Origin of the sequence: Providencia rettgeri, from assembly GCF_041075285.1 — a bacterium.
Taxonomy (GTDB): domain Bacteria; phylum Pseudomonadota; class Gammaproteobacteria; order Enterobacterales; family Enterobacteriaceae; genus Providencia; species Providencia rettgeri_G.
This window is the reverse complement of the sequence record NZ_CP163512.1, coordinates 1,717,332-1,743,453: the sequence shown is the minus strand read 5'-3', so window position 1 is coordinate 1,743,453 and position 26,122 is coordinate 1,717,332. Positions and strand designations below refer to the sequence as shown.

Annotated in this window: 20 protein-coding genes; 4 read left to right on the top strand and 16 right to left on the bottom strand. The window is 42.3% G+C overall.

Annotated elements, in window-relative coordinates; genetic code table 11:
* Positions 1–138: 138 nt before the first annotated feature.
* From AB6N04_RS07875 to pth, 13 genes are all read right to left on the bottom strand, one after another.
* On the bottom strand, positions 139–1,116 hold the full coding sequence (locus tag AB6N04_RS07875) for a DUF6708 domain-containing protein (RefSeq protein WP_369311334.1): 978 nt from the start codon (positions 1,114–1,116) through the stop codon (positions 139–141).
* A gap of 22 nt (positions 1,117–1,138) precedes the next feature.
* Positions 1,139–3,709 (bottom strand): T6SS effector BTH_I2691 family protein, encoded by a 2,571-nt coding sequence (locus AB6N04_RS07870; protein WP_369311333.1) that lies wholly within the window; start codon positions 3,707–3,709, stop codon positions 1,139–1,141.
* Between the two features lie 8 nt (positions 3,710–3,717).
* Positions 3,718–4,560 (bottom strand): hypothetical protein, encoded by an 843-nt coding sequence (locus AB6N04_RS07865; protein ID WP_369311332.1) that lies wholly within the window; start codon positions 4,558–4,560, stop codon positions 3,718–3,720.
* A 2-nt stretch (positions 4,561–4,562) separates the two neighbouring features.
* Positions 4,563–6,956 (bottom strand): type VI secretion system Vgr family protein, encoded by a 2,394-nt coding sequence (locus AB6N04_RS07860; RefSeq protein WP_369311331.1) that lies wholly within the window; start codon positions 6,954–6,956, stop codon positions 4,563–4,565.
* Complete coding sequence (tssH, locus tag AB6N04_RS07855; protein WP_369311330.1) at positions 6,953–9,610, bottom strand: type VI secretion system ATPase TssH; 2,658 nt, start codon at positions 9,608–9,610, stop codon at positions 6,953–6,955. The genes AB6N04_RS07860 and tssH overlap by 4 nt, the downstream gene beginning before the upstream one ends.
* A 165-nt stretch (positions 9,611–9,775) precedes the next feature.
* Positions 9,776–10,267, bottom strand: coding sequence for an Hcp family type VI secretion system effector (locus AB6N04_RS07850; protein WP_369311329.1), 492 nt, complete (start codon positions 10,265–10,267; stop codon positions 9,776–9,778).
* A gap of 54 nt (positions 10,268–10,321) precedes the next feature.
* Positions 10,322–12,007, bottom strand: coding sequence for an OmpA family protein (locus AB6N04_RS07845; protein WP_369311328.1), 1,686 nt, complete (start codon positions 12,005–12,007; stop codon positions 10,322–10,324).
* Complete coding sequence (tssL, locus tag AB6N04_RS07840) at positions 12,007–12,666, bottom strand: type VI secretion system protein TssL, short form (protein WP_369311327.1); 660 nt, start codon at positions 12,664–12,666, stop codon at positions 12,007–12,009. Before tssL ends, AB6N04_RS07845 begins: the two co-directional genes overlap by 1 nt.
* The gene (gene tssK / locus AB6N04_RS07835; RefSeq protein WP_369311326.1) at positions 12,663–14,000 is read right to left on the bottom strand and encodes a type VI secretion system baseplate subunit TssK; all 1,338 of its coding nucleotides are present in this window, start codon (positions 13,998–14,000) and stop codon (positions 12,663–12,665) included. The genes tssL and tssK overlap by 4 nt, the downstream gene beginning before the upstream one ends.
* A 12-nt stretch (positions 14,001–14,012) precedes the next feature.
* A complete protein-coding gene (gene tssC / locus AB6N04_RS07830) occupies positions 14,013–15,560 on the bottom strand; it encodes a type VI secretion system contractile sheath large subunit (RefSeq protein WP_369311325.1) in 1,548 nt (515 codons plus the stop codon).
* Positions 15,561–15,580: 20 nt separating this feature from the next.
* On the bottom strand, positions 15,581–16,078 hold the full coding sequence (gene tssB / locus AB6N04_RS07825; RefSeq protein WP_369311324.1) for a type VI secretion system contractile sheath small subunit: 498 nt from the start codon (positions 16,076–16,078) through the stop codon (positions 15,581–15,583).
* Positions 16,079–17,168: 1,090 nt separating this feature from the next.
* The gene (gene ychF / locus AB6N04_RS07820) at positions 17,169–18,260 is read right to left on the bottom strand and encodes a redox-regulated ATPase YchF (protein WP_369311323.1); all 1,092 of its coding nucleotides are present in this window, start codon (positions 18,258–18,260) and stop codon (positions 17,169–17,171) included.
* Positions 18,261–18,363: 103 nt separating this feature from the next.
* Positions 18,364–18,954 (bottom strand): aminoacyl-tRNA hydrolase, encoded by a 591-nt coding sequence (gene pth, locus AB6N04_RS07815; protein ID WP_369311322.1) that lies wholly within the window; start codon positions 18,952–18,954, stop codon positions 18,364–18,366.
* A gap of 292 nt (positions 18,955–19,246) precedes the next feature.
* On the opposite strand from pth, the gene ychH reads away from it, so the two are divergent.
* The gene (gene ychH / locus AB6N04_RS07810) at positions 19,247–19,513 is read left to right on the top strand and encodes a stress-induced protein YchH (RefSeq protein ID WP_369311321.1); all 267 of its coding nucleotides are present in this window, start codon (positions 19,247–19,249) and stop codon (positions 19,511–19,513) included.
* Between the two features lie 330 nt (positions 19,514–19,843).
* Here the strand turns inward: ychH and prs are convergent, their stop codons facing one another.
* The 3 genes from prs to lolB all read right to left on the bottom strand — a co-directional run bounded on the left by prs (position 19,844) and on the right by lolB (position 22,388).
* Positions 19,844–20,791: a ribose-phosphate diphosphokinase gene (gene prs, locus AB6N04_RS07805; RefSeq protein WP_004910604.1), complete on the bottom strand. Its 948-nt coding sequence runs from the start codon at positions 20,789–20,791 to the stop codon at positions 19,844–19,846.
* Positions 20,792–20,859: 68 nt separating this feature from the next.
* The gene (gene ispE / locus AB6N04_RS07800; RefSeq protein WP_369311320.1) at positions 20,860–21,735 is read right to left on the bottom strand and encodes a 4-(cytidine 5'-diphospho)-2-C-methyl-D-erythritol kinase; all 876 of its coding nucleotides are present in this window, start codon (positions 21,733–21,735) and stop codon (positions 20,860–20,862) included.
* On the bottom strand, positions 21,732–22,388 hold the full coding sequence (gene lolB / locus AB6N04_RS07795) for a lipoprotein insertase outer membrane protein LolB (RefSeq protein WP_369311319.1): 657 nt from the start codon (positions 22,386–22,388) through the stop codon (positions 21,732–21,734). The genes ispE and lolB overlap by 4 nt, the downstream gene beginning before the upstream one ends.
* Positions 22,389–22,891: 503 nt before the next feature.
* Between lolB and hemA the strand changes: the two genes are divergently transcribed.
* Genes hemA through prmC form a run of 3 tightly spaced genes read left to right on the top strand, consistent with a single transcriptional unit; the run spans position 22,892 to position 26,101 of the window.
* A complete protein-coding gene (hemA, locus tag AB6N04_RS07790) occupies positions 22,892–24,154 on the top strand; it encodes a glutamyl-tRNA reductase (protein WP_369311318.1) in 1,263 nt (420 codons plus the stop codon).
* Positions 24,155–24,185: 31 nt separating this feature from the next.
* The gene (prfA, locus tag AB6N04_RS07785; RefSeq protein WP_369311317.1) at positions 24,186–25,268 is read left to right on the top strand and encodes a peptide chain release factor 1; all 1,083 of its coding nucleotides are present in this window, start codon (positions 24,186–24,188) and stop codon (positions 25,266–25,268) included.
* Entirely contained in the window at positions 25,268–26,101 is an 834-nt protein-coding gene (gene prmC / locus AB6N04_RS07780; protein WP_369311316.1) for a peptide chain release factor N(5)-glutamine methyltransferase, read from the top strand. Before prfA ends, prmC begins: the two co-directional genes overlap by 1 nt.
* Positions 26,102–26,122 lie beyond the last annotated feature (21 nt).

Below are 26,122 nucleotides of genomic sequence, written 5' to 3'. Positions count from 1 at the left end.
AATGGGAATTCGACGCAAAAATAATAGGCAAAGTATTAACGCTATACCTAGCGAGCCAGAAACGAAATATAAATTAGATGTAGCCGCTGAGCACCTCGCGTTTTTATACAGGCATACCAAATATTAAAGAGAGATGCGTTATTTTTTCCAACGTTTACTTGCTACCGCAGTGCTTTTCGCGTAACGCCAAAAAAGTAAATACCGCCAATGCCATTTCATATCAACACTGTGGCAATCCAATTGATATGGGTCATTGTCCTCAATCTGGCAGTCAGCTTCCACCTCGGGTGTCCATTGGGGAATTTTACTGGTTTGAAAAGAGAACCAGCGGGCAGGGGCTTGCAGTATATGCAGCGGAAAAAGCAGAATCGACCCAATGCGACCCACGCGCATATTGAGCATGCGAAAACCAAGCCCTAACGGCTCTTTTTGCTCGTTGATGGGTAAAAACCAGTGGGAAATCTCAGCAACCTCTTTCACCCCTTTCTTATCTTCCATATACCGGCGAACAAACTCCCAAAAGCGCAACACTTCATCTTTATAGAGTGAGCACATGCTGACGGTGAATGTATCAATTACTCGCAGCCCTTCATCATCAAGGATATGGCCACACAGGTACCATGTTTTCGGGCTGAGCCCATCGGGTCTTTCTTGCCGTAGCGTAAAATAGATATTTTTCCATGGAATAGTTTGTACTTTACCATTGATACGGAAAAGATGAACAAGCTGCTTTTTGCGATTAAAGCGAATAGGGTAGTGGGTATAAATAAAGCATTCAATTTTTAGAAAATAAAGCATAAATAATATAGATGAGGCTGAAACTGAAATCTTAAACCAATCGAGTCCAAACGGAGAAAAAGCTGTTATAACCGTGAAAGAGACTGCTAATGTTATAAAAAATAAAATTGCAAAAGAAAAAAAACCCCTATCTTTATAGTGAGCATCCGTGACTTCTAAAAAGGTTGAGTTTAATTTAATGAGTGATAAATCACTCATTAAATCTTGCTGTATAATATTGTCAAGTCGCTGGCCTTGGCGTAAGTGATTGTCTAAATCTTTTGCATCTAAGTAGCGATTAATGGGAAAATTAATCAATATTTCTTTAATTTTTTTCATTTATGTTCCATCTCAATTTAAGTTAATTATCCCAAAGTTTAGCAAAGGCTTCATCTTCATCTTTAGCTAATGTAAATAATCCTTCATTGTTTTTGCCAAAATACATGCATTTATTCATCCATATCATTAAATCATTTGGCTTATAGTATTCAATATAAAAAGCAGTTGCGACATAGATAAGTGAGATAATGACTCCCAAAACAGGAATTTTACCTAGAATACAAACTATTAATAAAAAACCTAGGAAACTAGAAAAATAATATAATCTCGTTAATATTATATTTCCTTTTAATTCTTCTTTATTTGCGTCTAATAGGTCTAAATAAGCAAGTATAGCAATACCCACGATAGATACACCTTTAGCAGCTCTAGAAAGTACTCTAAACCAGCGAACCTCCGTTAGTGCCCCTTTAGCTCCTGCATTTAGTGAGGCAAATGCAAATTCAAGAGTCGCACCTGTAACGCCAATCCAACTTGCGGATAGCCGTTGTGCACTGTGAGTTTTTATGCCGCCATACCAGGCACTTTCTTGTTCTACCATGGAGGCAATCGCAGCAAGTTGAAAAAGAATAGAAGCAATCCCTCCAGTGGCCGCAGTGACGGACAATTTCTGTTTTAAGTAAAAATTATGAGCTTGTTCAGAGGTTGTAATGTTATTAGTAATATCCTTGGCTATCTCTAAGATTTGAGTAGGCGTTTTTCCTTTAAATTCAAAGTGCATATTTTCGGTTAATAATACATTGCTACGCAGTACTCCATCTCCGGTTAAGTTTCCCCCATGAGCATTTTTTATTCCCATTTCTGTGAGTACTGTGTCTGCAATACCTTGTTGTTTTATCTGGCTTTCAATTGCGTTGCTAAAAATCTTTCTAGCATTGTTTTTTTCCATTGGTTTCATTCCATGACCATTAAAGGTTTCACGAACAATTACTTCCGTCAGCTTTTTGGATAGTTTATTTCGTGTGTTTTTCTCTAACATACTAATCAATGGGCTATTTTCATTGATAGCAAGCAATACGGGAAAGCTTGAAGTTTTATAAAGCGAGGCATTTTTTAATACTCGAATGATGGGGGCAGCTAACACATAATTTAATGTATTAAGTTTATCATGAAAGTTAATATTGTCGGCTAACTTGCTTATAATTTCACTGTGGAAAGAGAATAAGTTTCCCCATGGTAATGATTTTAGTTGTAAATTATCAATGGATTTTGGGATATGTTCTTTATAAAATTGCGTCGTATCATTTTGATTAAAAATATAGGCTCGCATAAAAATATTTTTTGTATCAAGAAAATTACCATTTAATTGTGTTTCAATATAATCTGCACATTCAGAACTGAGCTGGCTACCAATTAAGCAAGAACTTAAGGTGTCTATATAATTTCCTCCACTTGTTTTATTATTCTTGTCAAAATTATAAATAAAGTAATTTATAAAAAAAGAATGTTTTAGTGTTGCGAGGTACATATCAAAAAGAGGGTGTTCGTAGTTAGATTCATATTCCTTTTTTTGTGTATCGAAATCGTGTTTGAATTGTTCAATATTGTTTTTATTCGTATGAGCTAAATAGCGGTCCCATTCATTATCAGCCCACGACTCGTAATTTTCATTTGTATAATCTCGTATTTTTTTTGCATTCTTTTCTGCAATGCTTGGCCAGATAAATGTTTCGCCATCACCAAAATAGGCTTTGTTTTCAAGCTCTTCAGTGGCTAAGAATTGCTGGCGTTTGTTATTTTCCTTGACGTTATATTCTGCTAAGGTCATGTTTGAAAATGAAGCGAGTTTTCTTTCAAAATCACTTAATTTAGGATTGTTTTTACATACGGTTTGAAAGTTATCGTGTGATTGTAGCATTAACTGAGATAAATCTTCTGAAATTGCGATAGGGTCTTGAAGGTGGATAATTGCTGCGCGAGATGAATCGGGTTTTAGTGGTGAGCAGGCTAAATTTGTGGCCGTATTTAATAAAAAGTCACCATCCGACTTTGTTTTTATTAACCATGGGGATGAATAAAACTCAAAAGAAGATTCTGGGATTTTTGTGTCACAATATTCAGCAACAACTTGGCGAAGTTGAGTTAATGGCACAGTCTGATCTGCTTTTTTCGCTGACAACCACAGTTTTAAATCAAAGCATTGCATGTTTTTTTCACGAACTTCTGTTTGGTGATGCATTTCGCGAACAGCATCGGTCCATGCATATTGTGACCATGCAAACCAAAAACGGCCATTATCATTTGGGTTTAATGCAAGCGGTAAAGAGATAAATGAGGCCCTTGCAACTTCATTTGGGTTTGAAGCACAAGGTTTTTGACCTAATTTAGGAATAATTGAGGGTGTATCCGATGTTATTTTCCAGTAATAGCCATCTTCCGTAATTATATAATCAGTCCATATCTCTCTGTTTTCATCGAATACGTGAAGATAGCCTTTTCTAAGAAGACGAGCAGTATATTTAATCTCACCACGGGCACTAACACTAACCGAAAATTCAGGTGGCAATTCTGGTGCCCCCGAATTTTTTTTGTTGATAGCTGAACGGACAGGGAGGATAGCCACGCCTCTTCTTTCGCAAAAATTACAAGACATAATATTCCTTAATTATATGTGTTTTCACAATACGTGAGAATGCTATTCCAGTCGTTAGTTTTTAATAAAGAAAGACTTTCATGGAAGCAACCTGGATATTGACTTGTTTCTTTTAATATATTGATGATCAGAGGTGATTGATAATAAATATCATGAATAAGTATACATTGTGTAATAAAAGAAACGATATCATTAATATCCGTTAGAGAAAATGTATTGCGTGCAATATTGATTTTATCTTCAAGTGTTTGGCTGACTTTAAAATATGTATCGATATCCATATCATTATTTATTTTTCTAATGGCTATATTTATTATACCGATATTTGCAAGGTGAGTTAATAACTCGACTTTGTTATTATTTGTTGTTTGTTCAAAATCAAGTGTATAGGTTATATGGCCAAATTGGCTATGGAATGTAAAAAATTCTATTCCCAGAGATTTTACTTTATTATAAAGTTGATTATGCGGGATTATTCTTATTAATTGTAGAATAACATTATGGTCATAATAACGTAGTAAATAATTATCACCTGTGCTTGGCGTGTAGATTAAAGCATTAGCGAGTAGATAGATGAGCGTATCATGGTCATAATGGCTTTTAATTAACATTACACCACCGCTTTTTTTTGAATCTAATATCATTTTTTCTAGTATCGGTATTTGTTCAGTGTTTAGATGACATAAGTCGACAAGAAAAGGATATAAGTGAGCCTGTGGTGCTGTAATCTCAGTAATAATCGGACTTGCATTCCATGCAATAGGCAAGTTGGGGTAAATCACTCTGTCAATAATTACATGGGTATGAAAGTGGATTGGATAGGCATCCTGAAAGTGTAGTGAAACGTCCATATTTAGTCCATTTTAACAATAGCTTCGTTATTAAATGTATCACTGAGTGTTTTGGCTTCACAAAGCGAAAATCCTTTGAAAGGCACAGAGATACTTTCAGGCGATAACATATTTACGTTAGCAGATTTGAAATCAATGTCCCCAGAAGTGACGAATGTTATTTTGCCATTTTCCAAAATGATAGAAGAGCCATTACATTGCACTGTGATCTTTTTATTGGCAGTGATGGTTATTTCGTCCTCATTGCTGGTGATGTTGATCGCTTTTTGAGCGGTTAATGCCATTTCATCATCTTGGGCTTCAATCTCCACTTTTCCAAAAGCAGCAACTATTTTTGCACCTAGCTCGTGTGCAAACATTGAAATACCTTTTTTGGCTGCAATCGTGATCCTCCTAAATGCTGAAATAGAGGCATTCTCTGAAGAGGTCAGAACATAGTCTTTATCAGAGCTTTGTTGCATATAGCCAGTTGTACTAAATGCAATACCGTCTGGGGAAGACATAACTAATGCAGATTGAGATAATTTATCAAAGTTATTATCGATTTGATTTGAGTGGCTATTATGATCAGATGTTACGACTTGGGAGTTTTTAGCCAAGTTCATTATTGTTTGTGCTAAATCAAGCGCACTACTTAGCTGATTAATTGTAGACTCCATCGCCAACACATCACCGCCAGCTTTTTCTTGCTTATCGGTGGAGATAAACAACCCTTTACCTGCTCTTATTGCCCCCCAACTGTCGGTGCGTAATTCAAAACCATCGCCGCGTTTTTGCTTGTCACTGTCCACCAAATGCCCCAAATTGAGCTGGGTTTTACCGCCGTATTCGGTGCTGATTTTAATGTGTTCTTCCCCGCGCAGGTCTTCCATGCGCAGTTTGTTATTTGCCGGGGTGCGTATCACATTGCGGGTCCGATTGCGCTCGGTGATATGGTCAGGGTGAGACGAATCGTGCAGGGCATGGGCGATATACGGCCTGTCGGGGTCGCCTTCGTGGAAGGCAATCGCCACTTCCGTGCCTTGAATTAACGGAAAATGCATGCCATACGTGTCCCCTGCGTAGGGTTTGGCAAGACGCACAGGCATACTTTCAAACCCTTGAGGTTTGGTATCACGGTCGGCATCAAATTTGACCCAATAGTAGCCATGTTCGTTTTGGTTGGCATAAATATCATTGTTTATTGGGCTGGTGACACGGGCCATCAAGGTACCGGAAATCACTGGGCGCGGTTTGAGCTCAGGACGCCAACAGATGGATTCGGTGTACGGCACGGCATCAAATGTCACGATTAACGCATTGGCGCGGCTGGCGGCAAAGTGCAAGCGGGTTAGCAGCACTGGGGATTGAAAAATGGAGGGCAGGGTAGATATTGGCGAGTCATCAGTGATTTTTAGCACCATTAACGGCACCACATCGGGTGCGGTGGTTTTTCCGTTCAGTAAGGTTTGGCGAGCGAGAAAGCGCTCGTGGTCTAATCGCGCCCAAAAGTTAGCGGTTTCCGGCTCAGGTTGAATTTTGTCGCCGCGAGTGAGGTGGCGTGCCTTGTAATGGTAGACATCACCGTAACTGAGCGTTTCATACTCCCCGTAGCTTCTATCCGCCACCGCTGAAATCATAGTGTCTTCAGCCAGCAGAGGGTTATAGTCCTTGGTAAAGACACTGTTTTCAACCACTTGGTGACGTAACGCCAAACCCCACACGCTGTCGGCATGGTTATCACTGAGCCCCGATGGGCTGTTTAATGGCAAGGATTTACCATAAATATACCCGCGCTGACTGTCGGTAAAGTTAATCACCTCAGTTTGGGTATCTACTTGCAGGGTAAAGTGGTAAAAAATCCCCACTTCACTGAGTAAACGCTCAATAAACTGCTTATCACTTTCATTGATTTGGTTGATTTGCAGGCGTTTGGGGTATTTTTTTTGTAGAGTAAACTCAAACTGCCAGCCTTTAAAATCGTGTTCACGCAGAATTTGCTCCACGACTTGAGGCACCGATTGGTTGATAAAAAAGCGGTGGGTGCGAATTTGGTGGCGCAATAGGGCAAAAAACGGCTCGATAACCAGTTGGTAACGCGCTTCGTCGGCGGAGCCAGATAATCGCTGGAAATCGGTGACGGTCCCGTGCACGCGTTTGGTTACGGTGCGCGTCGGGACGCCTAAAACGGTGGTGGCGGGGGCGTTAAAGGTCAATGTGGCATTGCGGCGCAGCAGTTGCTGGGGTTGCAGGTCTTTATCAGTGCAGGTAAAGGTGATTTGGTAGCGGTAGGTGTCACTAACGGCTTCATCCCCTGAAAAATGTTCCACATCCAACAGGCCTTGATAGCCTTGAACATCAAGTTGGTAGCGGTTTTGCCCGGGTAAGAGGGCTTCAGCAATCTCAGTTATTCTCATAATGTGACTCCTCGATCGTCAAAACTCAAGGTTATACCTTCTTCCTCATCATAACCAAGAGTTATGGATTGAGCGTGCTGTTGTGTGGATTGGCGCATCAGTAACTGCTGGCTAAGGACGGGCAAAATTTGCTGATTGAGCAGGCTATCTATATTACGGGCCCCGGTATCGGGCAGCAGGCAGGCGCTGACTAATGTGTCATAGAGAGCCTCTTCAACATGTCCTGCTAAACCGTAATGCAGTTGCAGACGTTTGATGACGCTGCCTAGCTTCATTTCAACAATGGTGCGCAGGGCGGTTGGCCCTAATGGGCGGTAAATAAGGGTTTGGAAACGGGCTAATAAGGCAGGCTGGAAATGGTCGCGCAGTGTTGGGCGCAGTAATTCATGCAATTCGCTGTCGCTGGAATCCGGGAATTCTTCAAGCTGTTGCATCAATAAGTCACTGCCTAAATTGGCAGTCATTAAAATTACTGTGTTGCGAAAGTCGATTTCACGTCCTTCGCCATCACGCATAAAACCGCGATCAAAAACTTGGTAAAATAGGTTTATCACATCACGGTGAGCTTTTTCCACTTCGTCTAACAACACTACACTGTAAGGGCGCTTACGCACAGCTTCTGTTAGTACGCCCCCTTGCCCGTATCCCACGTAACCTGGAGGTGAGCCTTTTAGCTGACTAACGGTGTGGGCTTCTTGATATTCTGACATATTGATGGTGACGAGAGATTTTTCGCCGCCAAATAGTTGGTCCGCTAGCGCTAAGGCGGTTTCTGTTTTCCCAACACCACTTGGGCCTACGAGTAAGAACACACCTTGTGGTCCATTTTCAGAGGCTAAGCCAGTGCGGGCGGCACGAAGCCGCTGCCCCAGAGAAATAAGAGCGCTGTCTTGACCGACAACACGTTGAGCTAAATTGTCTTCAAGCTCAAGTAAGCCAGTTTGTTCATCCTTAAGTAAACTTGAGAGCGGTACACCGGTCCAGTCAGCAATGACAGTTGCGACAGTTCGTACATCAACATCTGGGCAAATCAGAGGCTTACCTTGTTGTAAATGGTCTAATTGGGCTTGTACCTCGGTAACGTCTTTTTCTTCACTTCGCAAGACCATTAATTGGTTTATTAAGCTTTTTTCTTGCTCAAAGCGCTGCTTGATATTTGCAATTTGTTGTTCAATGGCTTGTTCTTCAGCAGCAAGTTTATCAAGCAAGGGCTGACTGACTGTATTGCCAATGGCGATATCGTCATTAATGGCTTGCTGTTCCAACGTCAATGCTTGCTGGCGTGATGTTAAGCGAGTAAGTTCCTCAGGCAAAGTGTCTAAACTCATGCGAATACGAGCACTGGCAGTATCCAGCAAATCGACTGCTTTATCAGGCAGTTGACGACCGGTGAGGTAGCGACGTGATAACGTCACTGCCGCTTTGACGGCGTGATCCGTGATATGTACGCCATGGTATTTGGTGTAGCGAGATTTTAAGCCACGCAACATTAAGCAGGCTTTATCATCATCTGGCTCATCTACTTTGACCACTTGGAAGCGACGCTCTAAAGCGGCATCGCGTTCGAAATATTGTTTATATTCAGACCATGTTGTGGCAGCGATAGTACGCAATTCACCACGAGCAAGAGCAGGTTTAAGCAAATTCGCCGCATCTGCTCCCCCCGCTTGGTTGCCAGCCCCAATTATGGTGTGAGCTTCATCAATAAACAGCAAAATAGGGGTTGGAGATTGTTGTACGGCTTCAATGACATTTTTGAGTCGTTGTTCAAACTCCCCTTTAACCCCTGCACCTGCTTGCAATAATCCTAAATCTAAGGTGCGCAATGAGGTGGTTTGCAAGCTAACAGGCACGTTACCCTGTACAATCCGTAAAGCCAGCCCTTCGACTAAAGCGGTTTTTCCCACGCCTGGTTCGCCAACTAAAATGGGGTTGTTTTTACGGCGGCGGGAGAGGATATCCACCATTTGGCGAATTTCATCATCACGACCAAACACTGGGTCGATGGCCCCTTCTCGGGCTTTTTCAGTAACATCAAGAGTAAATTTATTTAAAACGGCGAGTAGGGCTTCATTGAGGGGGGTACCTGTCACACCTGATGCATCCTGCGGTTTATTGTCCGCTTGGTTAGCTGGTTCAGTATGAGTTGGGCTGTTGTGTGCTGCTAATTGCTGAACTTCTGGTCGCTCATCGGATTGAGCATCTAGCAAAGGGCGTAATCGCTGTAGCTGAGTGGCACTTAAGGTCATCAGCGGCCATAAGTTTTCGTTGGGCAATAAAGCGGGTTGTTTGATGATGGCAGCTAACAAATGAACACTGCGAATATGTTCCACATCTTCATCTAAAGATGCATTAATCCACGCTTGTTGGATCAAGGCTAATAAAGGTTTGGCAAGCTGAGGGCGACTATGTACTGAGCGCGGCAGATGTTCGATACTATCCAATAAACTTTGCCATAATGCGGTCATGTCCCACTCATAACGGCGGGCTAACACCATAATATCGCTTTCGCCGAGTTCGAGGAGTTTAAGTAACCAATGCTCGATCGTTATTTCTGCATGCGCACGGGTTTGACATAAGGAAGCTGCAGCTTCTAATGCGCTGGCACAAAAAGGGTTTAAACGACGTAATAGCATAACGGGGGAGTTTTCCATGTTCTCTTTTTCCTACAAATTGACTATCCGATATTTAGCGTGAATGGGGATTTTGAGTACGCTACCGCCCATCACCTTTCGCATAGGAGCATAAGCATTTGTGTTATTGGGTTTGCGTGTGAGGGAAAATAAAAAAGCAGGCGACGGGCGCCTGCAATATAAAAGTTAAGCGGTCGATCTTTCATTCCAAGAATCGGAATGAATAATGTTGCCGTCTTTAAAGGTCCACGTAATTTTTTCATAACGCAGCTCGATTTCTTCGAGGTGATTATGTTTCTCTTTACTTGGCTCTTTGATGTCGTGCATTTTTGGCGCGACTTTTACGACTTTGACGTTTTCAAGCGTGGTGTTGAAATATTCAACTTCTTGACCTGCATCATCAATACGATACCATTTGAACTCAGCTTTTTTCAGCGTCTGGCCAGTGGTAACCGCTTTGTATAAGTAAGGTGTAGAAGAATCAATTTCTTTAACGAAAATGAAAGGCGTATGAATACGCGTGCCTGTTAACTTACCAGTGTTGTTATCCGTAGGGATATACAAATTATGGTCTTGAGCAACGATTTCGATGCTGCCTTCACGGTCTTGTACATTGACAGAACCTTTGATGTCCGCACCGCCGTCATCTTTAAGCCATAGGTAAATAGGAATAGCCATAAATTACTTCTCCATAATAGTGAAATGTGTGCCGCCGTCCTTCAGTGACACGTTTTACTCATTCGATGCCTGACAAGCATCCACTTGGGGCATTAAACGAATTTCGACCCGGCGATTTTTAGCGCGTCCTTCAGCGGTGTTGTTACTGGCAATGGGGTTGGCTTGCCCGTTGCCTTGCACCGCAAAACACGAAGGCGCGATATCGCTAGTTTGTATCATCCAATCACGCACAGATTCGGCGCGCTGAAGTGATAGTTTTTGGTTGTTTACTGGGTTTCCTGTGTTGTCGGTATAACCTGAGATCACAATCAACCAACCTGATTTCGCACGAATGTTAATCAGTGCGTCAATCAACACTTTAGTTGCGCTCGGTTTTAAGGTGTACTGACCGACATCGAACAGCGATAGGCTGTCGAGTGTCACCATCTCTGGAGCTTCTTGCACAATGACTGGCGCAGGTGGGGTGGGTGGGGCCCAACTGCTAAGTAAAGTGTGTAGGTGTGGTAGTAAATATCCTCCCTGATATAGCGCTAGTGAATAGCCAGTGGGGATCCCTTCTCGTTGCCAGTAGGATAACTGCGTCGCATCGGCCTGCAGTTGTTCATAGGTGACTAATTTGGGGGCTAATGGTGTATCAGGTTGCTGAATAAAGCGCACGGTATCTTCCCCAATGTGGCGTACTAATTGGCGGTTATTGTGGTAGCTACCGCTTAGAGCACCCACTAAAAATAGCCCACAAATAATCCCAACTGCTCCCATTGCACGTTCATAGCGGTTAAGGCTGATATCATGGCGCAAACGTGCTAGCAGGATATCAGGCAGTGGTAATAGCGGTGCATATTGCGTGGTTTTCAGAGGTGCTAAGCCTGTTCTGCGGGTAACAAATTGCTGCCATGAATTGTCCTCCACACTGGTAATTGGAATGAATTGTATCGCCCAAGCTGAAGGCACCAATTTACGTACACCTGCTTGTTCAACAGTTAATTGCGGGGTAAACACCTCTTGTAACCAGTTTAGTAAATAGTCAAAACCCAACATGGTGTGTAGTTGTTGCCGATCATCGCTAAAAAATTGTGGAGCCCAAGCGGATAATGGCTGAACTAAACTGCCATTTTGCTCGACTTGAAATTCGCGCTGGTGGTTGAGTAGGGTCAACCAAGGGCGCTCTTCGTGACGATATTTTGCATAAGGGTCTGTTTGCTGCATGGGGGATAGATACAGCGAAACCCAAAATGGTAGATACACGCCTGCTTTGCTACGGCTTTCGCTAATGGCACGCCGCCAGTTAAGCATTTCTTGGGTTAGTGTTTCTTGTAAAGTTAGTTGTTCCGGCAATACGGCAAATAGCAATGAAAGTTGCCCAAGTTGGACTGGTGCGGTCTCAACGACAGTTTGAGTCACGTCAAGTAACATAGCGGGAGATGTAATAGATACATACCATGCTTGGGATGTTTCGCGGTGGGTTAGCCCATTGGGAAACAATGCCTCTGATTGACCACACACCAGCACGATGGCTTCTTGGTACGATGCAGGGGGTAATATTGTACTCACTTGCTTTTCAAGGCTTTTAGAGCGTTGCTGTTGCTTAAAACGCCAATACAATGCAACACCTGCAATGATGACCACCAACGCGGTGAGAAACAATGAAACGGTGTTTCCTAACGGCCAAAATCCCCAGACTAACCATAAAAAAAGCAGGGTTGCCAATAGGATGACCACGAATTTAATCGAGTTTTGCATTACTGTCCTTGCGTCATCCATTGTTGTAATAAATGCTCAAGCGAGGTTGAGAACCCCCACCACATAGCGAAAATCACTATTACACCTGTTAACCAGCTGAGCCAATATAAGCGGCGACGGCTAAAACGTAATTTAGGTTTTACGACCAAAGGCAATTCAGATATAGACTGAAAACGAGGGAGCAGCGAATTTAACTGAACGACAATTTGCTCACGCTCAGGGTGATCGAGACGCCGAAATTTCCCGACAAAACCTAACGTTAAAATACGGTAAAAACAGGTAAGGGCGGCTTCATTGGGGCTGGCCTCAGCCAGTAACCCACGCAACCGATCCCAAATTTGTTCACCTGCATCTAACGTATTGAAATAACGTGCTTGTAGCGGAGATTGCACCCACACTTGGTACGCTAAATCACCTTTGGCGCGTTTCATCACACTTTCATCAAGCAAAGCGCATTGCGCATACAACATATGCTCAATGGTGTGCTCGTTATAACCATGTTGAGTGAGTAATTGGCGTGTATGATCAATAAGTTGGCAGGCATGGCGATAAAGCTTATCACCATCAGCAATGTGTACACCTTGCTGTAATTGGCATGCCATTAGCCATGTGTCTGCAAATATATTATCGATAGTTTGCGCTGTTGTATCTTTACTCATGAATGAACCACCGCGAATAATTCAAGCTGGATATCCCCGAGTGTACTTGGGACATAAAATGAACAATTTCCTGACTCCAACATGGCAATACCTGCTGGGCTTGATAAATCAAGGGAAAAATACTGATTCTCGAGCCGCAGTGGCAAGGCTGTGGGAACATGGCTTAATGCACGCAGCGGAATACCATTTAGGGCAACATTTACGACATCGGCAACGTCATCAGCGCTTCCAGCCTTACATAACAATGGAAATTGTGTGGCTAATACGTGAGTTGGTAGCGATGAGCGAACAGATAAATAGAAATCCGCACTATCCCGTAAGCGGCCATCGTGTAGTTTGCCTTTCCAGAATGGTTCTTCTTTGACGAGGTCAATGGTAACAATTCGTGATGGTAAGCTGGCTTCTAGCAGGGTATTGAGCAACATAAACAATGGCGGGAAAACCGCCTCAGGTTTTGCATGTTGATACTCAGGAATACTTTCAATGTGATGGTCTAGGGAAAACGTGAGTAACCCACCCGCCAAACGCACGAGCTCTCGATATAACATTTCAGGGTGGCGAGTTAATGAAGAACGCAGTTCATTGAGCACAGGCTCTGAGCTATTTAAGGCATTCAGTAGCCAAAACAGTGATACATCAGCAACCGCAAAATCTGCCATTTTTTCATTACTTTCGCGACGTAATGTCATTAAACGACGGCGTTTTGCTACTAAGCGATGCATAAATTCAGTTAGTAAAGCGACGAGCTCTTGGCTACCTTGGCAACTTAACAGCGGCGGAATGAAGGTGGTGTCAAACGCCCATCCACCTTGGACATTTCGAACTAATCTCGCGACTGGGCAGGTGATATAGTGGCTGTTTTCATCATGGGCAAAACGTAAACTAACTGCATGGCGTAATACAGCAATGTCCGTTTGCTCATGACCAACTAAATCCTGAACATTAACCCACTCCTGAGCAAAGCGGCGAGGGCGATCCGCGTTGCTTTCCGATAATAAATTTCCGCCATTGGCCAGTAACAGTGGTAAGGCAATAACAACATCTAAAACTTGTTTATCAGCATGTTCACTGAGGTCTACGACAGGCGGGAGGTTATCAGAAAGTGTGCTATCAATTAGCGTACCATCTGGCAAACGCACTACCATTTTCTGCGCACTAAGTCTTGAAATGGTTAATGCACTTTCATCGAACTCAGTGCTGATCACCCCCCAAGGGGAGGCGATCGTCATACCGGCAACAACATCAGAAATGTGGCTATCCCAGCGTGCTTGTTGCTGGAATTGTTGAGGTGTTAAAAATGCACCATCAGTCCACAGAGGACGGTAGATTTTCACCAGAAAGTCCTCTTACGCTTTTGCTTTTGGCATTTGTGAAACTAAAGAGAGATCAACATCCATGCCTTCAACTTGGAAATGCGGAACTGCGTATAGTTTCACACGGAAGAAGCCTGGATTATCTTCAATGTCTTCTACGACCACTTTTGCATCGCGCAGTGGGTGAGAGGCTTGCAAATCATCACTTGGATCTGTCATTTCAGTGACGAGTCCGCGTACCCAGTTGTTTAATTCAAGTTCAAGTAAACGGCGGTCTTTGGTGGTACCAATATTTTCTCGTTGAATTAATTTTAAATAATGAGCGATACGAGATAATAGGAAAATGTAAGGTAAGCGCGAGTTAATACGGCTATTGGCTGTGGCATCTGCAGTATCGTAAAGTGCTGGCTTTTGCGCTGAGTTTGCGGAAAAGAAGCATGAGTAATCACGGTTTTTGTAATAAGACAGCGGAATAAAACCGAGGTTAGAGAACTCGAATTCACGGGTTTCAGGGATCATCACTTCAGATGGAATTTTTACTTGACTGCCTGTGCCTAAATCAAACAGATGAATAGGGAGATCTTTGACAGCCCCACCTGCTTGTGGACCGCGAATTTGTACACACCAACCGTTGTTAACAAAGCTTTTGACCATATTCGCTGCGAAAGCAAAAGTCGCGTTTGTCCATAAATATTTTTCGTGATCAGGACCTTTGACTTCTTCTACGTAGTTAAAACTACGAACAGGTACTGTATCAGGACCATAAGGCAGACGACCTAATACGCGAGGCATGGTTAAGCCGATATAACGTGCGTCATCAGAGTCACGGAAAGCTTTCCATTTTAGGTACTCTGCACGGTCAAAATAGTTACCAATATCTTTGATGGCAGCAACTTCTTCCATCGTTTCCTTGCCAAAGAATTTCGGACCCACGGAACCGATAAATGGCATATGTGCAGAAGCAGAAACTTTTGAAATACTGCGTAATAACGCGATATCTTGAGGACTTCTGTCAAACTCGTAATTTGAAATTATCGCGGCGATTGGCTCACCACCTGGGGTATCATATTCCGCAATGTAAGTGTGTTGATACAGACCACTTTGAATGACTTCAGGGCTGTCTTCAAAATCTTGTCGTAAGTCGTCTTTTGATACATCAAGGAGCTCAATCTTGACATTTTGACGAAAATCAGTGCGGTCAACTAAGAACTTTAAGCCACGCCATGCGGATTCAACTTGTTGAAATTCAGCATGGTGCATAACTTCATCAAGTTGTTGACTGATTTGTTTATCGAGCTCAGCAATATGGTGATCAAGTAGATTACGGTCTAGACGTTCAACCTGTTGACCTGATGATTTTAATCGGTCAAGGAATACTTGAACGGCGATAGTGACGCGCTCATCGGCGGTGGTATCTGCCAGTGCAGCATTATCTTGAAACGCATTGATATCACTAATTTGCGTCACTGGAGTGAGATTGATTTTTTCAAATAGAGAAGCATAGATACCGTGGTTAGTCGTATCATCCAGTACAGTTGTGGTGTTATTTGAGGTTGTTTCGTTATTCACTGACATCAGCATAATCCTGTATTGTATCCAAATTAGTCTTTTTTCGGGGCCAGTTGAGCCAATTCTTCACGTAATTCATCGCTTAAAGTTGGATCTTTTAGGATGTTTTCGAGTTCACGGCGGAAAGTGACGTTATCAAGGAGATTGGATTTGAGATCACGTAACAGGTTACGCATGGCCAGCATGGCGCGAAGTTGTGGAATTTGGCGAGCCACTTGTTCGGGCTCAAAATCTTTCATATTTTTGAATGATAAAGCGATATTATCTTCTGAACCATCACCAGCCAGTGTATTTTTAACAGTAAGATTGACGGTTGGATTATATTCAGCTAACACGCTATCAAAGTTATTTTTATTGATATCCACCTTTTCACGTTCAGATAAAGCCCGTGTATCTTGGCCGTGGCTATAATCGCCTACCGCTAATAGTTTCAGAGGCAATTCGACTTTTTTTTGTGCACCACCCGTGTGTAAATCTAATTTTATATTGACCCTTGCTTTTGGCACTTCATTTTGGAAGCTGTCTGACATGAGAAATATTCCTTTACTGATTCACGTATATTATCTGTCTAATATTGGTAAATGATTGAGTTTAAATCATGTAAATTTAACTTAATGTGTTTTGTACTTATATAGCGATTAAAATAATAAATCAACTTTTCTTATCAATAATCGGATAAGACTTAAAAGTTTTTTTTTCAGATTAATGGCTTTTATTAGAGTGTAAATATCTTTATTTAACAGTGGGTTAATTGTTTTTATGTATGCATAAAAACAATAAAATTAATTTTCACATTAATTTGTAACATTAGGTTTCAAGGTTTTCTTATACTAGATAGATTAACAATGTTACTCGTATTAGGGGTTTTGATGTCTTTTTTAAAACTAAAATAGAACAAGTTAGCAACTATCTTTTGGTGGCTGTAAATCTATTAGTATTACGTGTAAGTAGTAATGTAATAATCTTACGTATTATTTTTTCGGGTAATAAAAAGGAATAAATAATATCGATTTTTTGTTGAATTCTTGTGCAGATAATGAGGAAGAAAAAAGGTTATTACTCTTTATTAGAATATTTGTGAAATTTTAACCTAAAAGAATATGATTAAAATATACATAATTATGATTTTAGCTAATTATTTATATTGTTTGTTTGCGTTAATAAAACAATACACAAGCGACAAGTTCTAGTTTTTAAATGTATTATGAGTTTATTGACGGTGTTATCAGATAAAACAGAGTCTATCCCGACGAGGTAATTATTGTAACCAAGGCCTCAATGGAGCGCTTTGTTAAAAGCTTAAGACAGGATGGCCACCCAAAGTAGGTTATCGAAGCTTTGCTAAAGCTGAATATCAAATAACTCCATATATCATTGGGTATTACAGTCAATTCAGACCTTATAAATATCATGGTGAGTTAACACTCAATGGAGCAGAGCGATTATATTGGGAAAGTGCTAAAATGGTGGTCAAATTTTGTGAACCAAGTTAATCCAGTGGAGATTGTGTGAGTATTAGTATGAAAAAAAACAGCATAAAACCCAGTTAATACCATGAACTTTATGCTGTTTTATTATTGATTGCGACTTAATGGAACAATGTGAAACTAAAGTATAGTCTTACACATTAAACAGGAAATTCAGAACATCGCCATCTTTAACGATGTAGTCTTTTCCTTCGGCGCGCATTTTGCCTGCTTCTTTAGCGCCTTGTTCACCACGGTACTGAATGAAATCATCAAAAGAGATGGTTTGAGCGCGAATAAAGCCTTTTTCGAAATCCGTGTGGATTTTACCCGCAGCTTGTGGCGCAGTGGCTCCCACAGGGATTGTCCATGCACGAACTTCCTTAACACCTGCGGTGAAGTAGGTTTGCAGGTTTAATAATTCATAACCTGCACGAATAACACGGTTTAAACCTGGCTCTTCGATGCCTAAATCCGCCATAAATTCGTCACGTTCTTCATCATCTAACTCAGCAATATCAGATTCGATAGCAGCACAAACAGGTACAACAACGGAGCCTTCGGCTTTGGCTATCTCATACACTTTGTCTAAGAATGGGTTATTTTCAAATCCATCTTCATTAACGTTAGCGATATACATCGTTGGTTTTAACGTTAAAAAGCTTAAGTAACGGATGGCGGCTTTGTCTTCAGGCGTTAAATCTAATGTACGTAGCATGCCAGCTTGCTCTAAATGCGGCAGACATTTTTCTAAGGCTTCTAATTCGGCTTTAGCGTCTTTGTCGCCACCTTTAGCGCGTTTTTGTACGCGATGGATAGCACGTTCACAGGTATCTAGATCTGCTAACGCTAATTCGGTGTTGATAACTTCAATATCTGCTGCTGGGTCAACTTGGCCCGCAACGTGGATGATGTTGTCATTTTCAAAACAACGCACGACATGACCGATAGCTTCGGTTTCACGGATATTAGTTAAAAATTGATTACCCAGACCTTCACCTTTAGAAGCGCCTTTAACCAAGCCCGCGATATCGACGAATTCCATGGTGGTTGGTAAAATACGCTGTGGCTTCACAATTTCAGCTAATTGTTCAAGACGTGGGTCTGGCATTGGCACAACACCCGTGTTTGGTTCAATTGTACAGAAAGGGAAGTTGGCTGCTTCGATGCCGGCTTTGGTCAACGCATTAAATAATGTGGACTTACCCACGTTTGGCAGACCAACGATACCGCATTTAAAACCCATATGTTTCTCACCTTAAATAACGAGGTGCAGGGGAGTGCTGCACCCAATGTTTAGAAATTGGCGCTAATTATACACAAAAAGTCGATTTGGATGAAATGAACTCTTATGCAGTCGCTTTAAAACTATGTAAACGGTTTATTGCTTTGTCCATTCCATCAGATAATAGAATGTCGGTGCACCTAACTGCTTCATCAATCGCTTCATCAATCAGTTTTTGCTCAGACAGTGGCGGCTTACCTAACACAAAACCAACCACTTTGTTTTTATCGCCTGGGTGGCCAATGCCAATACGTAAACGGTAAAAATTGGGGTCATTCGCAAATTTACTCTGAATATCTTTAAGCCCATTATGACCACCATTACTGCCACCAAGCTTCATTTTTGCCACACCCGGCGGAATATCAAGTTCATCATGGGCGACTAAAATTTCATCAAGATTAATACGATAAAAATTAGCCATTGCCGCTACCGCTTTACCACTGAGGTTCATAAAGGTGGTTGGTACTAATAAGCGAATATCATTACCACTCAGGTTAATGCGTGCGGTATAGCCGAAAAATTTGGCTTCTTCTTTTAAGTGTTGATTATGGCGCTGCGCCAGTAAATCAACATACCATGCCCCGGCATTGTGGCGGGTTTGTGCGTATTCAGCCCCCGGGTTTGCAAGGCCAACAATTAATTTAATTTTGCTCACGGCGACTACTTCACTGTCAGATTATGGAATGAGGCACATAGTTTACCCTGTGATGGGGAGGAAGTACAAAAATCAGATAAAAAACATCAGGCTAATTATAGTTGCCATGAAAACTATTCGTTTTTTTTGATAAAAAACACTTTATGTATAGATTTTATGGGTAACTTGGTACCTTGTGATGGCTATCGCATTAAATTTTACTTAATGCACTATAATCCTTACATAAATATAAAAAAACACCGAATTTATTTACAGATGCTTGCTTATCAGTTTACTGATACTGGAGGTAGATATGAAACGGAAAAGTGCTCATTTAATTGGTAATGTCCTTATGGGGTTAGGGATGATCATGATGATTGGGAGCATTGGGGTTAACCTATTTGCCCATGTGATCAACTTTAGCCTGTCAGAGCTTGTGACAAACGGTTCATTGTTCGGCATTTTCGTTGGTGCCATAGTGTGGTTAGTGGGCGCGAGAGTAGGGGGACGTGAAAAAGTCGCGGATCGTTACTGGGTATTAAAACATTATCCACGTAAAGATAATCACCGTTATCCATAATTACTCTACGTATTCAATACAGTGATGATTATAGGCGATAGATAGCTGGGTGGTAGTCGATGTTTTCCGCGAAGGTCGCTAGGGGATGTTGATCGTTGATGCGCGATTTTATTTGAATTAATGCCATGTTAGGCAATAGCTTCCCAAGGTAGTAGCAAATGGGTGAAACGCATCATACTTCCTTCAGATAATCGTCAGTGAGCAGCGATAGAAATAGATATTAGTTGTTATAATCCGTCTAAATCATAAAGCCCCTACAGATATCTGTAGGGGCTTAATTTTTGGCTGTGATATTCCATCACCGTAGTAACATTAATCACCTAAAGGGGATTAATGCTCAAACATTGCTGAGATTGACTCTTCGTTGCTAATGCGACGAATAGCTTCAGCCAGCATGCCTGACAGTGTCAAGGTGCGAACGTTGCTCAACGCCTTGATTTCAGGAGACAGTGGAATAGTGTCACAAACAATGACTTCATCAATAACTGAATTTTTGATGTTGTCTACAGCATTGCCTGAGAAAATCGGGTGAGTTGCGTATGCGAACACACGTTTAGCACCACGTTCTTTCAGCGCTTCAGCCGCTTTACACAGAGTACCACCGGTATCAATCATATCGTCAACTAAGATGCAGTCACGACCTGAAACATCACCAATAATGTGCATAACTTGAGAAACGTTTGCACGAGGACGACGTTTATCAATGATTGCCATGTCGGTGTCATTCAGGAGTTTTGCGATAGCTCTAGCACGTACCACGCCGCCGATGTCTGGAGATACAACAATTGGGTTTTCCAAGTTCTTCTGAAGCATATCTTCCAGAAGAATTGGGCTACCGAATACATTATCAACAGGAACATCAAAGAAGCCCTGGATCTGCTCTGCGTGAAGGTCAACAGTGAGAACACGGTCAACACCAACACTGGACAGAAAATCGGCAACAACTTTAGCGGTGATTGGTACACGGGCAGAACGTACGCGACGATCCTGTCTTGCATAACCGAAGTAAGGGATAACAGCGGTAATACGACCAGCAGATGCACGGCGCAGGGCATCGACCATAACAACCAGTTCCATTAAGTTGTCATTAGTTGGTGCACAAGTTGACTGGATGATAAAAATATCACCACCGCGAACATTTTCATTAATTTGAACACTGACTTCGCCGTCGCTAAAACGACCAACAGCCGCGTCTCCAAGATTAGTGTAAAGGCGGTTAGCAACACGTTGTGCTAGTTCCGGTGTAGCGTTACCAGCAAAAAGCTTCATATCGGGCACGAGAAAAACCTCAGGCTTGCGTCCAGAGAGATATTGTTGACCAATAGCAATGAGCGTTGTTTCATTACTTATTGGTGCAATACACGGGTTATCCCAGCGCGGAATTTGTGCAGTGGGGATACGTTAACGCCTTGGGCGACGAACCCTTGCACCCACGATGGGGCTTTATTTAACACCTTAAGGGCATTTGCTTGTGTTTCAAATTCAGAAAAAACACATGCGCCTGTTCCTGTTAGGCGAGACGGAGCATATTCTAACAGCCAAGAAACAAGCTGTTCAACCTCACGAAAACGTTTTCTTGCGATTGGTTCACAGTCATTAGCGTACGGAGCCAGTAATAATGCGGCTAGGGAGCGTTTTGGAGAATTTCGATTTAATTGCGGATCTGTGAAGATCGTCGGGGTTGATATTTCAATTCCGGGGTGAGCGACGAGATACCATTTCTCTTTAGGGGAAGCTTTGGTTAATATTTCACCAATCCCTTCAGCGAAGGCAGCATGACCTCGAACAAAGACCGGGACATCTGCACCGAGTGTTTTGCCCAGTTCAGCCAAAACCTCATCAGAGACCTTGGTGTTCCAGTGTTCATTAAGCGCAATCAAAGTGGTGGCTGCATTAGAAGAACCGCCGCCTATGCCTCCGCCCATGGGTAAAATTTTATCAATAGCGATATCCGCACCAAGGGGCTGAGTGTGTTTGAGTGTTTCACGGCAATAGCGCTGTAATAATGTGGCTGCCCGCAAAATTAAGTTTTTTTCAGGGGGAACACCGGCCATGTCAGTGAGTAGATTCAATTGATCATCATGGCGTGTTGTGATTGTGATGTTATCGCCATAATCCAAAAACTGGAATAACGTTTGTAATTCATGATAACCATCAGGGCGCTGGCCCGTAATATACAAAAACAAATTTAATTTTGCGGGGGAAGGCCAAGTTAACGTCATTTTTTCAGTGTCCAGCTATCCATTTTTAGTTTGATTAATCGATCACCTTGGCGCAGTTCAAGGTAATTTGGCAACATAGGTGAGGTTTTTGTGTCATAGGAGATATAATTTAACACCCATTTTTCCCCATTTTTTTCAAAAGTGATATTTTTTAATAAATGGTTTTCATCTAGGGTGAAATCGGTGGCCCTACCCGGCGAACCTACTAACCATGCTGTTAAATCGTCCAGTGGAATTTCCATACCCGTAAGTTGGTAAATTAACTCATTAGGTACATCACTCATATGGGTTTGCCCATCTTTGGTGGTTAAACGCGCCAAATCCGGCTCAACGGTGAGCTCTAATTCACGGCTACCAAGTGGATTAGTCAGTAATAAACGGTATTTTTCAGGTGTATATTGCTGCCAGAAAAATTTTGCGTAAGTTTTGGTTTCACCACCATTATAAACGAATGACCCGCGTGTTTGATAATCACGTAGCTGATTCAATTCTTGCTGATGGGTTTTCCATTGCGTATCAGAGGCTGACCCCGTGCCTTTCGTGGTATTTTGTGATGTGGTGACACAAGCGGTTAATAGAAGGCAGGAGAGGGGTAAAAGCCGCAAAAAGCCTTTTATAGGGGGAGTGAACGACAAAACTTGGGTTAATTGCATAGTTAATCTCAACGTTTTAGTGCACTGATAACATCATGAATTTAAGCGGATTATGTGACATTACACATAATATAGCGCATTGATAAATAAAATTGTGCGCTAATCTGGTGATTGGATCAATCAGAATAGGGTTATTTCACCGAAAGGTAATCGAAGCAATTGGGTATCTCCATTTGCTTTCTGTGCGAAATAATTGCATTCTTTCTACATGTTATTGTAGTCGTTAGTGTTGTGATTAATAATTTACGCATTAACAAAAAGTAAAAAACGAAATGATGGCCGTGTTATTCATGAAAAATAATCGTTTAAACTATTTTTTCCGTGTATTTTTTGGGCTTGGTCATCTTTCTGAATAATAGAATCTTGCAAGGCGTAGAAAGCGTCGCGAGGATCATCTACAATAGATGAATATAAATAACAGTAATGCTTAATTCATTAATGAATGCAGCGTTACTGAAAATATAATTAGCAAAGAAAGCAATGTGAGCAAGTCGTAAAGCACAATGACCTTATTAGCCTTAGGCATCAATCATAAAACAGCACCTGTTGCCCTGCGTGAGCGGGTCGCTTTTGGTCCTGAAAAAATCGACCATGCACTTGAGGATCTTCTTAAACAACCCCAAGTAAATGGCGGCGTTGTGCTGTCTACATGTAATAGAACCGAGCTGTATTTGAGCCTCGAGTCCCAAGACAGAGCCCAAGAACAGCTTATTAAATGGTTGTGTGATTTTCACGGAATTAAACCAAAGGATTTGCAACCGAGCCTGTATTGGCACCAAGACTCACATGCCGTGAGTCATCTTATGCGAGTGGCAAGTGGTCTCGATTCTTTGGTGTTAGGTGAGCCGCAAATTTTAGGTCAAGTCAAAAAAGCGTTTGCCCTTTCGCAAGATAGCCATTCATTATCCCGTGAATTAGAGCGTCTGTTCCAAAAATCGTTTTCTGTCGCAAAACGCGTTCGAACAGAAACAGATATTGGTGCTAATGCAGTTTCTGTCGCTTTTGCAGCTTGTACTCTGGCTCGTCAAATTTTTGAATCACTCAAACATTTGAATATCTTATTAGTCGGTGCAGGGGAAACGATTGAGTTAGTCGCACGTCATTTGCGTGAACATGGCGTGAAAAAGATGATGATAGCCAACCGAACCCGCGAACGTGCTGAACTGTTAGCTAATGAGGTCAATGCACAAGTGATTTCATTATCCGATATCGATAGCCGCTTGGCTGAAGCGGATATAGTGATCAGCTCAACGGCGAGCCCACTACCCATCATTGGGAAGGGTATGGTTGAGCGCGCAATGAAAGTCCGGCGCAGTAAGCCAATGCTGTTGATTGATATTGCGGTACCGCGAGATATTGAACAAGATGTTGATAAGCTTCGCGATGTGTATCTGTATACCGTTGATGATCTTGAGTCCATCATTGCGCAAAACTTAGCTCAACGTAAAGCGGCGGCAGTAGAAGCGGAGTTTATTGTTGAACAAGAAAGTAGCCATTTTATGGATTGGTTGCGTTCACAAGCCGCAGTGTCTACAATTCGCGATTACCGAGAGCAAGCTGAAGCAATTCGCGCTAATATGGCCGAAAAAGCTTTAGCGGCTGTTCGTCAAGGCGCTGACCCTGAGCAAGTGATTATGCAGTTATCGCAACAACTTACCAACCGCCTTATTCACGCTCCGACCAAATCGCTGCAACAAGCAGCAGGAAATGGTGATGTTGAGCGTCTAAATCTACTTAGGGACAGCTTAGGGCTGGACCATCAATAACCACTTTTTAATCATAGGTCTTATATAACGAATGAAGCCTTCTATTGTCGCAAAATTAGAAGCATTACAAGAACGCTACGAAGAAATTGAAGCGCACCTTGCTGATGCAGGTGTGATTGCCGATCAAGACCGTTTTCGTGCTTTATCAAAAGAATATGCGCAATTATCGGATGTGGCCAAATGTTTTAGCGCATGGCGCACAGTGCAGGAAGATATTGAAACAGCCGAAATGCTGTTAGACGATCCTGAAATGAAAGAAATGGCTCAAGAAGAGTTAAAAGAAGCAAAAGCGCGCAATGAAGAGCTTGAACAGCAACTGCAATTGTTGTTACTCCCCAAAGATCCTGATGATGAATATAACTGTTTCGTGGAAATTCGCGCGGGTGCTGGCGGAGACGAAGCCGCTATTTTTGCTGGCGACTTATTCCGCATGTACAGCCGTTATGCAGAAAATAACCGTTGGCGTGTTGAGCTAATGAGCACCAGTGATGGTGAACACGGTGGTTATAAAGAAGTTATCGCTAAGATTTCGGGGGATAATGTATACGGGCGTTTAAAATTTGAATCCGGTGGGCATCGTGTTCAGCGTGTTCCCGAAACCGAATCACAGGGGCGTATTCACACCTCTGCTTGTACTATTGCGATTTTACCTGAATTGCCAGAAGCTGAATTACCTGAAATCAGCCCAGCAGATTTACGTATTGATACTTTCCGTTCATCTGGGGCGGGGGGGCAGCACGTTAACACCACGGATTCTGCAATTCGTATTACCCACCTCCCAACAGGGATCGTGGTGGAATGCCAAGACGAACGTTCACAACACAAAAACAAAGCAAAAGCGATGTCGGTGTTAGGTGCTCGTATTCGTCAAGCAGAAATAGATAAGCGCCATGCCGCGGAAGCATCTGAGCGCCGTAACTTGCTGGGTTCGGGGGATCGTTCTGACCGTATCCGCACCTATAATTTCCCGCAAGGGCGTGTTACGGATCACCGCATTAACTTGACGCTATATCGTCTGGATGAAGTAATGGAAGGGAAATTGGATGCGTTAATCCAACCTATCATCAATGAATACCAAGCAGACCAACTTTCTGCACTCTCTGAGCAGGAATAATGCAATATCGTGAATGGCTAAAGCAGGCAGTCAGCCGACTGTCTGCAAGTGATAGCGCTAAGCGAGATGCTGAAATCCTACTCGAACAGGCGACGGGGCGCAGTCGTACTTATCTTATTGCGTTTAGTGAAACAGAACTTACTGCGTTAGAACAGCAACAAGCTGAACAGTTGTTGCAACGCCGAGAAAAGGGCGAGCCAATTGCGTATATTGTTGGGGAGCGTGAGTTCTGGTCGTTACCCCTTTATGTTTCACCTGCGACACTCATTCCAAGACCTGACACTGAATGTTTGGTCGAACAAGCATTGGCACGTTTAACGAATCATCCTTGTCACTTATTGGATTTAGGCACAGGTACAGGGGCGATTGCGTTGGCTTTAGCCTCTGAATTACCTCATAGCCAGGTCATTGGTGTTGATTTCAATCCTGAAGCGGTGGCATTAGCCCAGCGAAATCAACAACGTTTGAATATTGCTAACGTCCAATTTATACAAAGTGATTGGTTTACTTCCCTATCATTTCGACAATTTGATATGATTATAAGTAACCCGCCTTATATTGATGAAAATGATAATCACCTAGGTGAAGGTGATGTGCGTTTTGAACCAGCAAGCGCATTAATTGCAAAAAATGAAGGGCTGGCCGATTTAGCACATATTATTGCTGAGTCAAAAAATTATCTTAAAAATCAAGGCTGGGTGCTTGTTGAACATGGCTGGACACAAGGTTCAGCGGTGCGTGATTTATTTGCAAAACATGGGTACATCCAAATTGAGACGTGTCTCGATTATGGTGGGCAAGAAAGAGTTTCACTCGGTCAATGGAATGGTTAAGTGGGCACAGTAGTGGGAATG

What these genes read in the sequence shown, in the direction of transcription:
- AB6N04_RS07875 (WP_369311334.1), bottom strand. Translation starts at nt 1,116, where the DNA reads ATGAAAAAAATTAAAGAAATATTGATTAATTTTCCCATTAATCGCTAC.
- AB6N04_RS07870 (WP_369311333.1), bottom strand. Translation starts at nt 3,709, where the DNA reads ATGTCTTGTAATTTTTGCGAAAGAAGAGGCGTGGCTATCCTCCCTGTC.
- AB6N04_RS07865 (WP_369311332.1), bottom strand. Translation starts at nt 4,560, where the DNA reads ATGGACGTTTCACTACACTTTCAGGATGCCTATCCAATCCACTTTCAT.
- AB6N04_RS07860 (WP_369311331.1), bottom strand. Translation starts at nt 6,956, where the DNA reads ATGAGAATAACTGAGATTGCTGAAGCCCTCTTACCCGGGCAAAACCGC.
- tssH (WP_369311330.1), bottom strand. Translation starts at nt 9,610, where the DNA reads ATGGAAAACTCCCCCGTTATGCTATTACGTCGTTTAAACCCTTTTTGT.
- AB6N04_RS07850 (WP_369311329.1), bottom strand. Translation starts at nt 10,267, where the DNA reads ATGGCTATTCCTATTTACCTATGGCTTAAAGATGACGGCGGTGCGGAC.
- AB6N04_RS07845 (WP_369311328.1), bottom strand. Translation starts at nt 12,007, where the DNA reads ATGCAAAACTCGATTAAATTCGTGGTCATCCTATTGGCAACCCTGCTT.
- tssL (WP_369311327.1), bottom strand. Translation starts at nt 12,666, where the DNA reads ATGAGTAAAGATACAACAGCGCAAACTATCGATAATATATTTGCAGAC.
- tssC (WP_369311325.1), bottom strand. Translation starts at nt 15,560, where the DNA reads ATGCTGATGTCAGTGAATAACGAAACAACCTCAAATAACACCACAACT.
- tssB (WP_369311324.1), bottom strand. Translation starts at nt 16,078, where the DNA reads ATGTCAGACAGCTTCCAAAATGAAGTGCCAAAAGCAAGGGTCAATATA.
- ychF (WP_369311323.1), bottom strand. Translation starts at nt 18,260, where the DNA reads ATGGGTTTTAAATGCGGTATCGTTGGTCTGCCAAACGTGGGTAAGTCC.
- ychH (WP_369311321.1), top strand. Translation starts at nt 19,247, where the DNA reads ATGAAACGGAAAAGTGCTCATTTAATTGGTAATGTCCTTATGGGGTTA.
- ispE (WP_369311320.1), bottom strand. Translation starts at nt 21,735, where the DNA reads ATGACGTTAACTTGGCCTTCCCCCGCAAAATTAAATTTGTTTTTGTAT.
- lolB (WP_369311319.1), bottom strand. Translation starts at nt 22,388, where the DNA reads ATGCAATTAACCCAAGTTTTGTCGTTCACTCCCCCTATAAAAGGCTTT.
- hemA (WP_369311318.1), top strand. Translation starts at nt 22,892, where the DNA reads ATGACCTTATTAGCCTTAGGCATCAATCATAAAACAGCACCTGTTGCC.
- prfA (WP_369311317.1), top strand. Translation starts at nt 24,186, where the DNA reads ATGAAGCCTTCTATTGTCGCAAAATTAGAAGCATTACAAGAACGCTAC.
- prmC (WP_369311316.1), top strand. Translation starts at nt 25,268, where the DNA reads ATGCAATATCGTGAATGGCTAAAGCAGGCAGTCAGCCGACTGTCTGCA.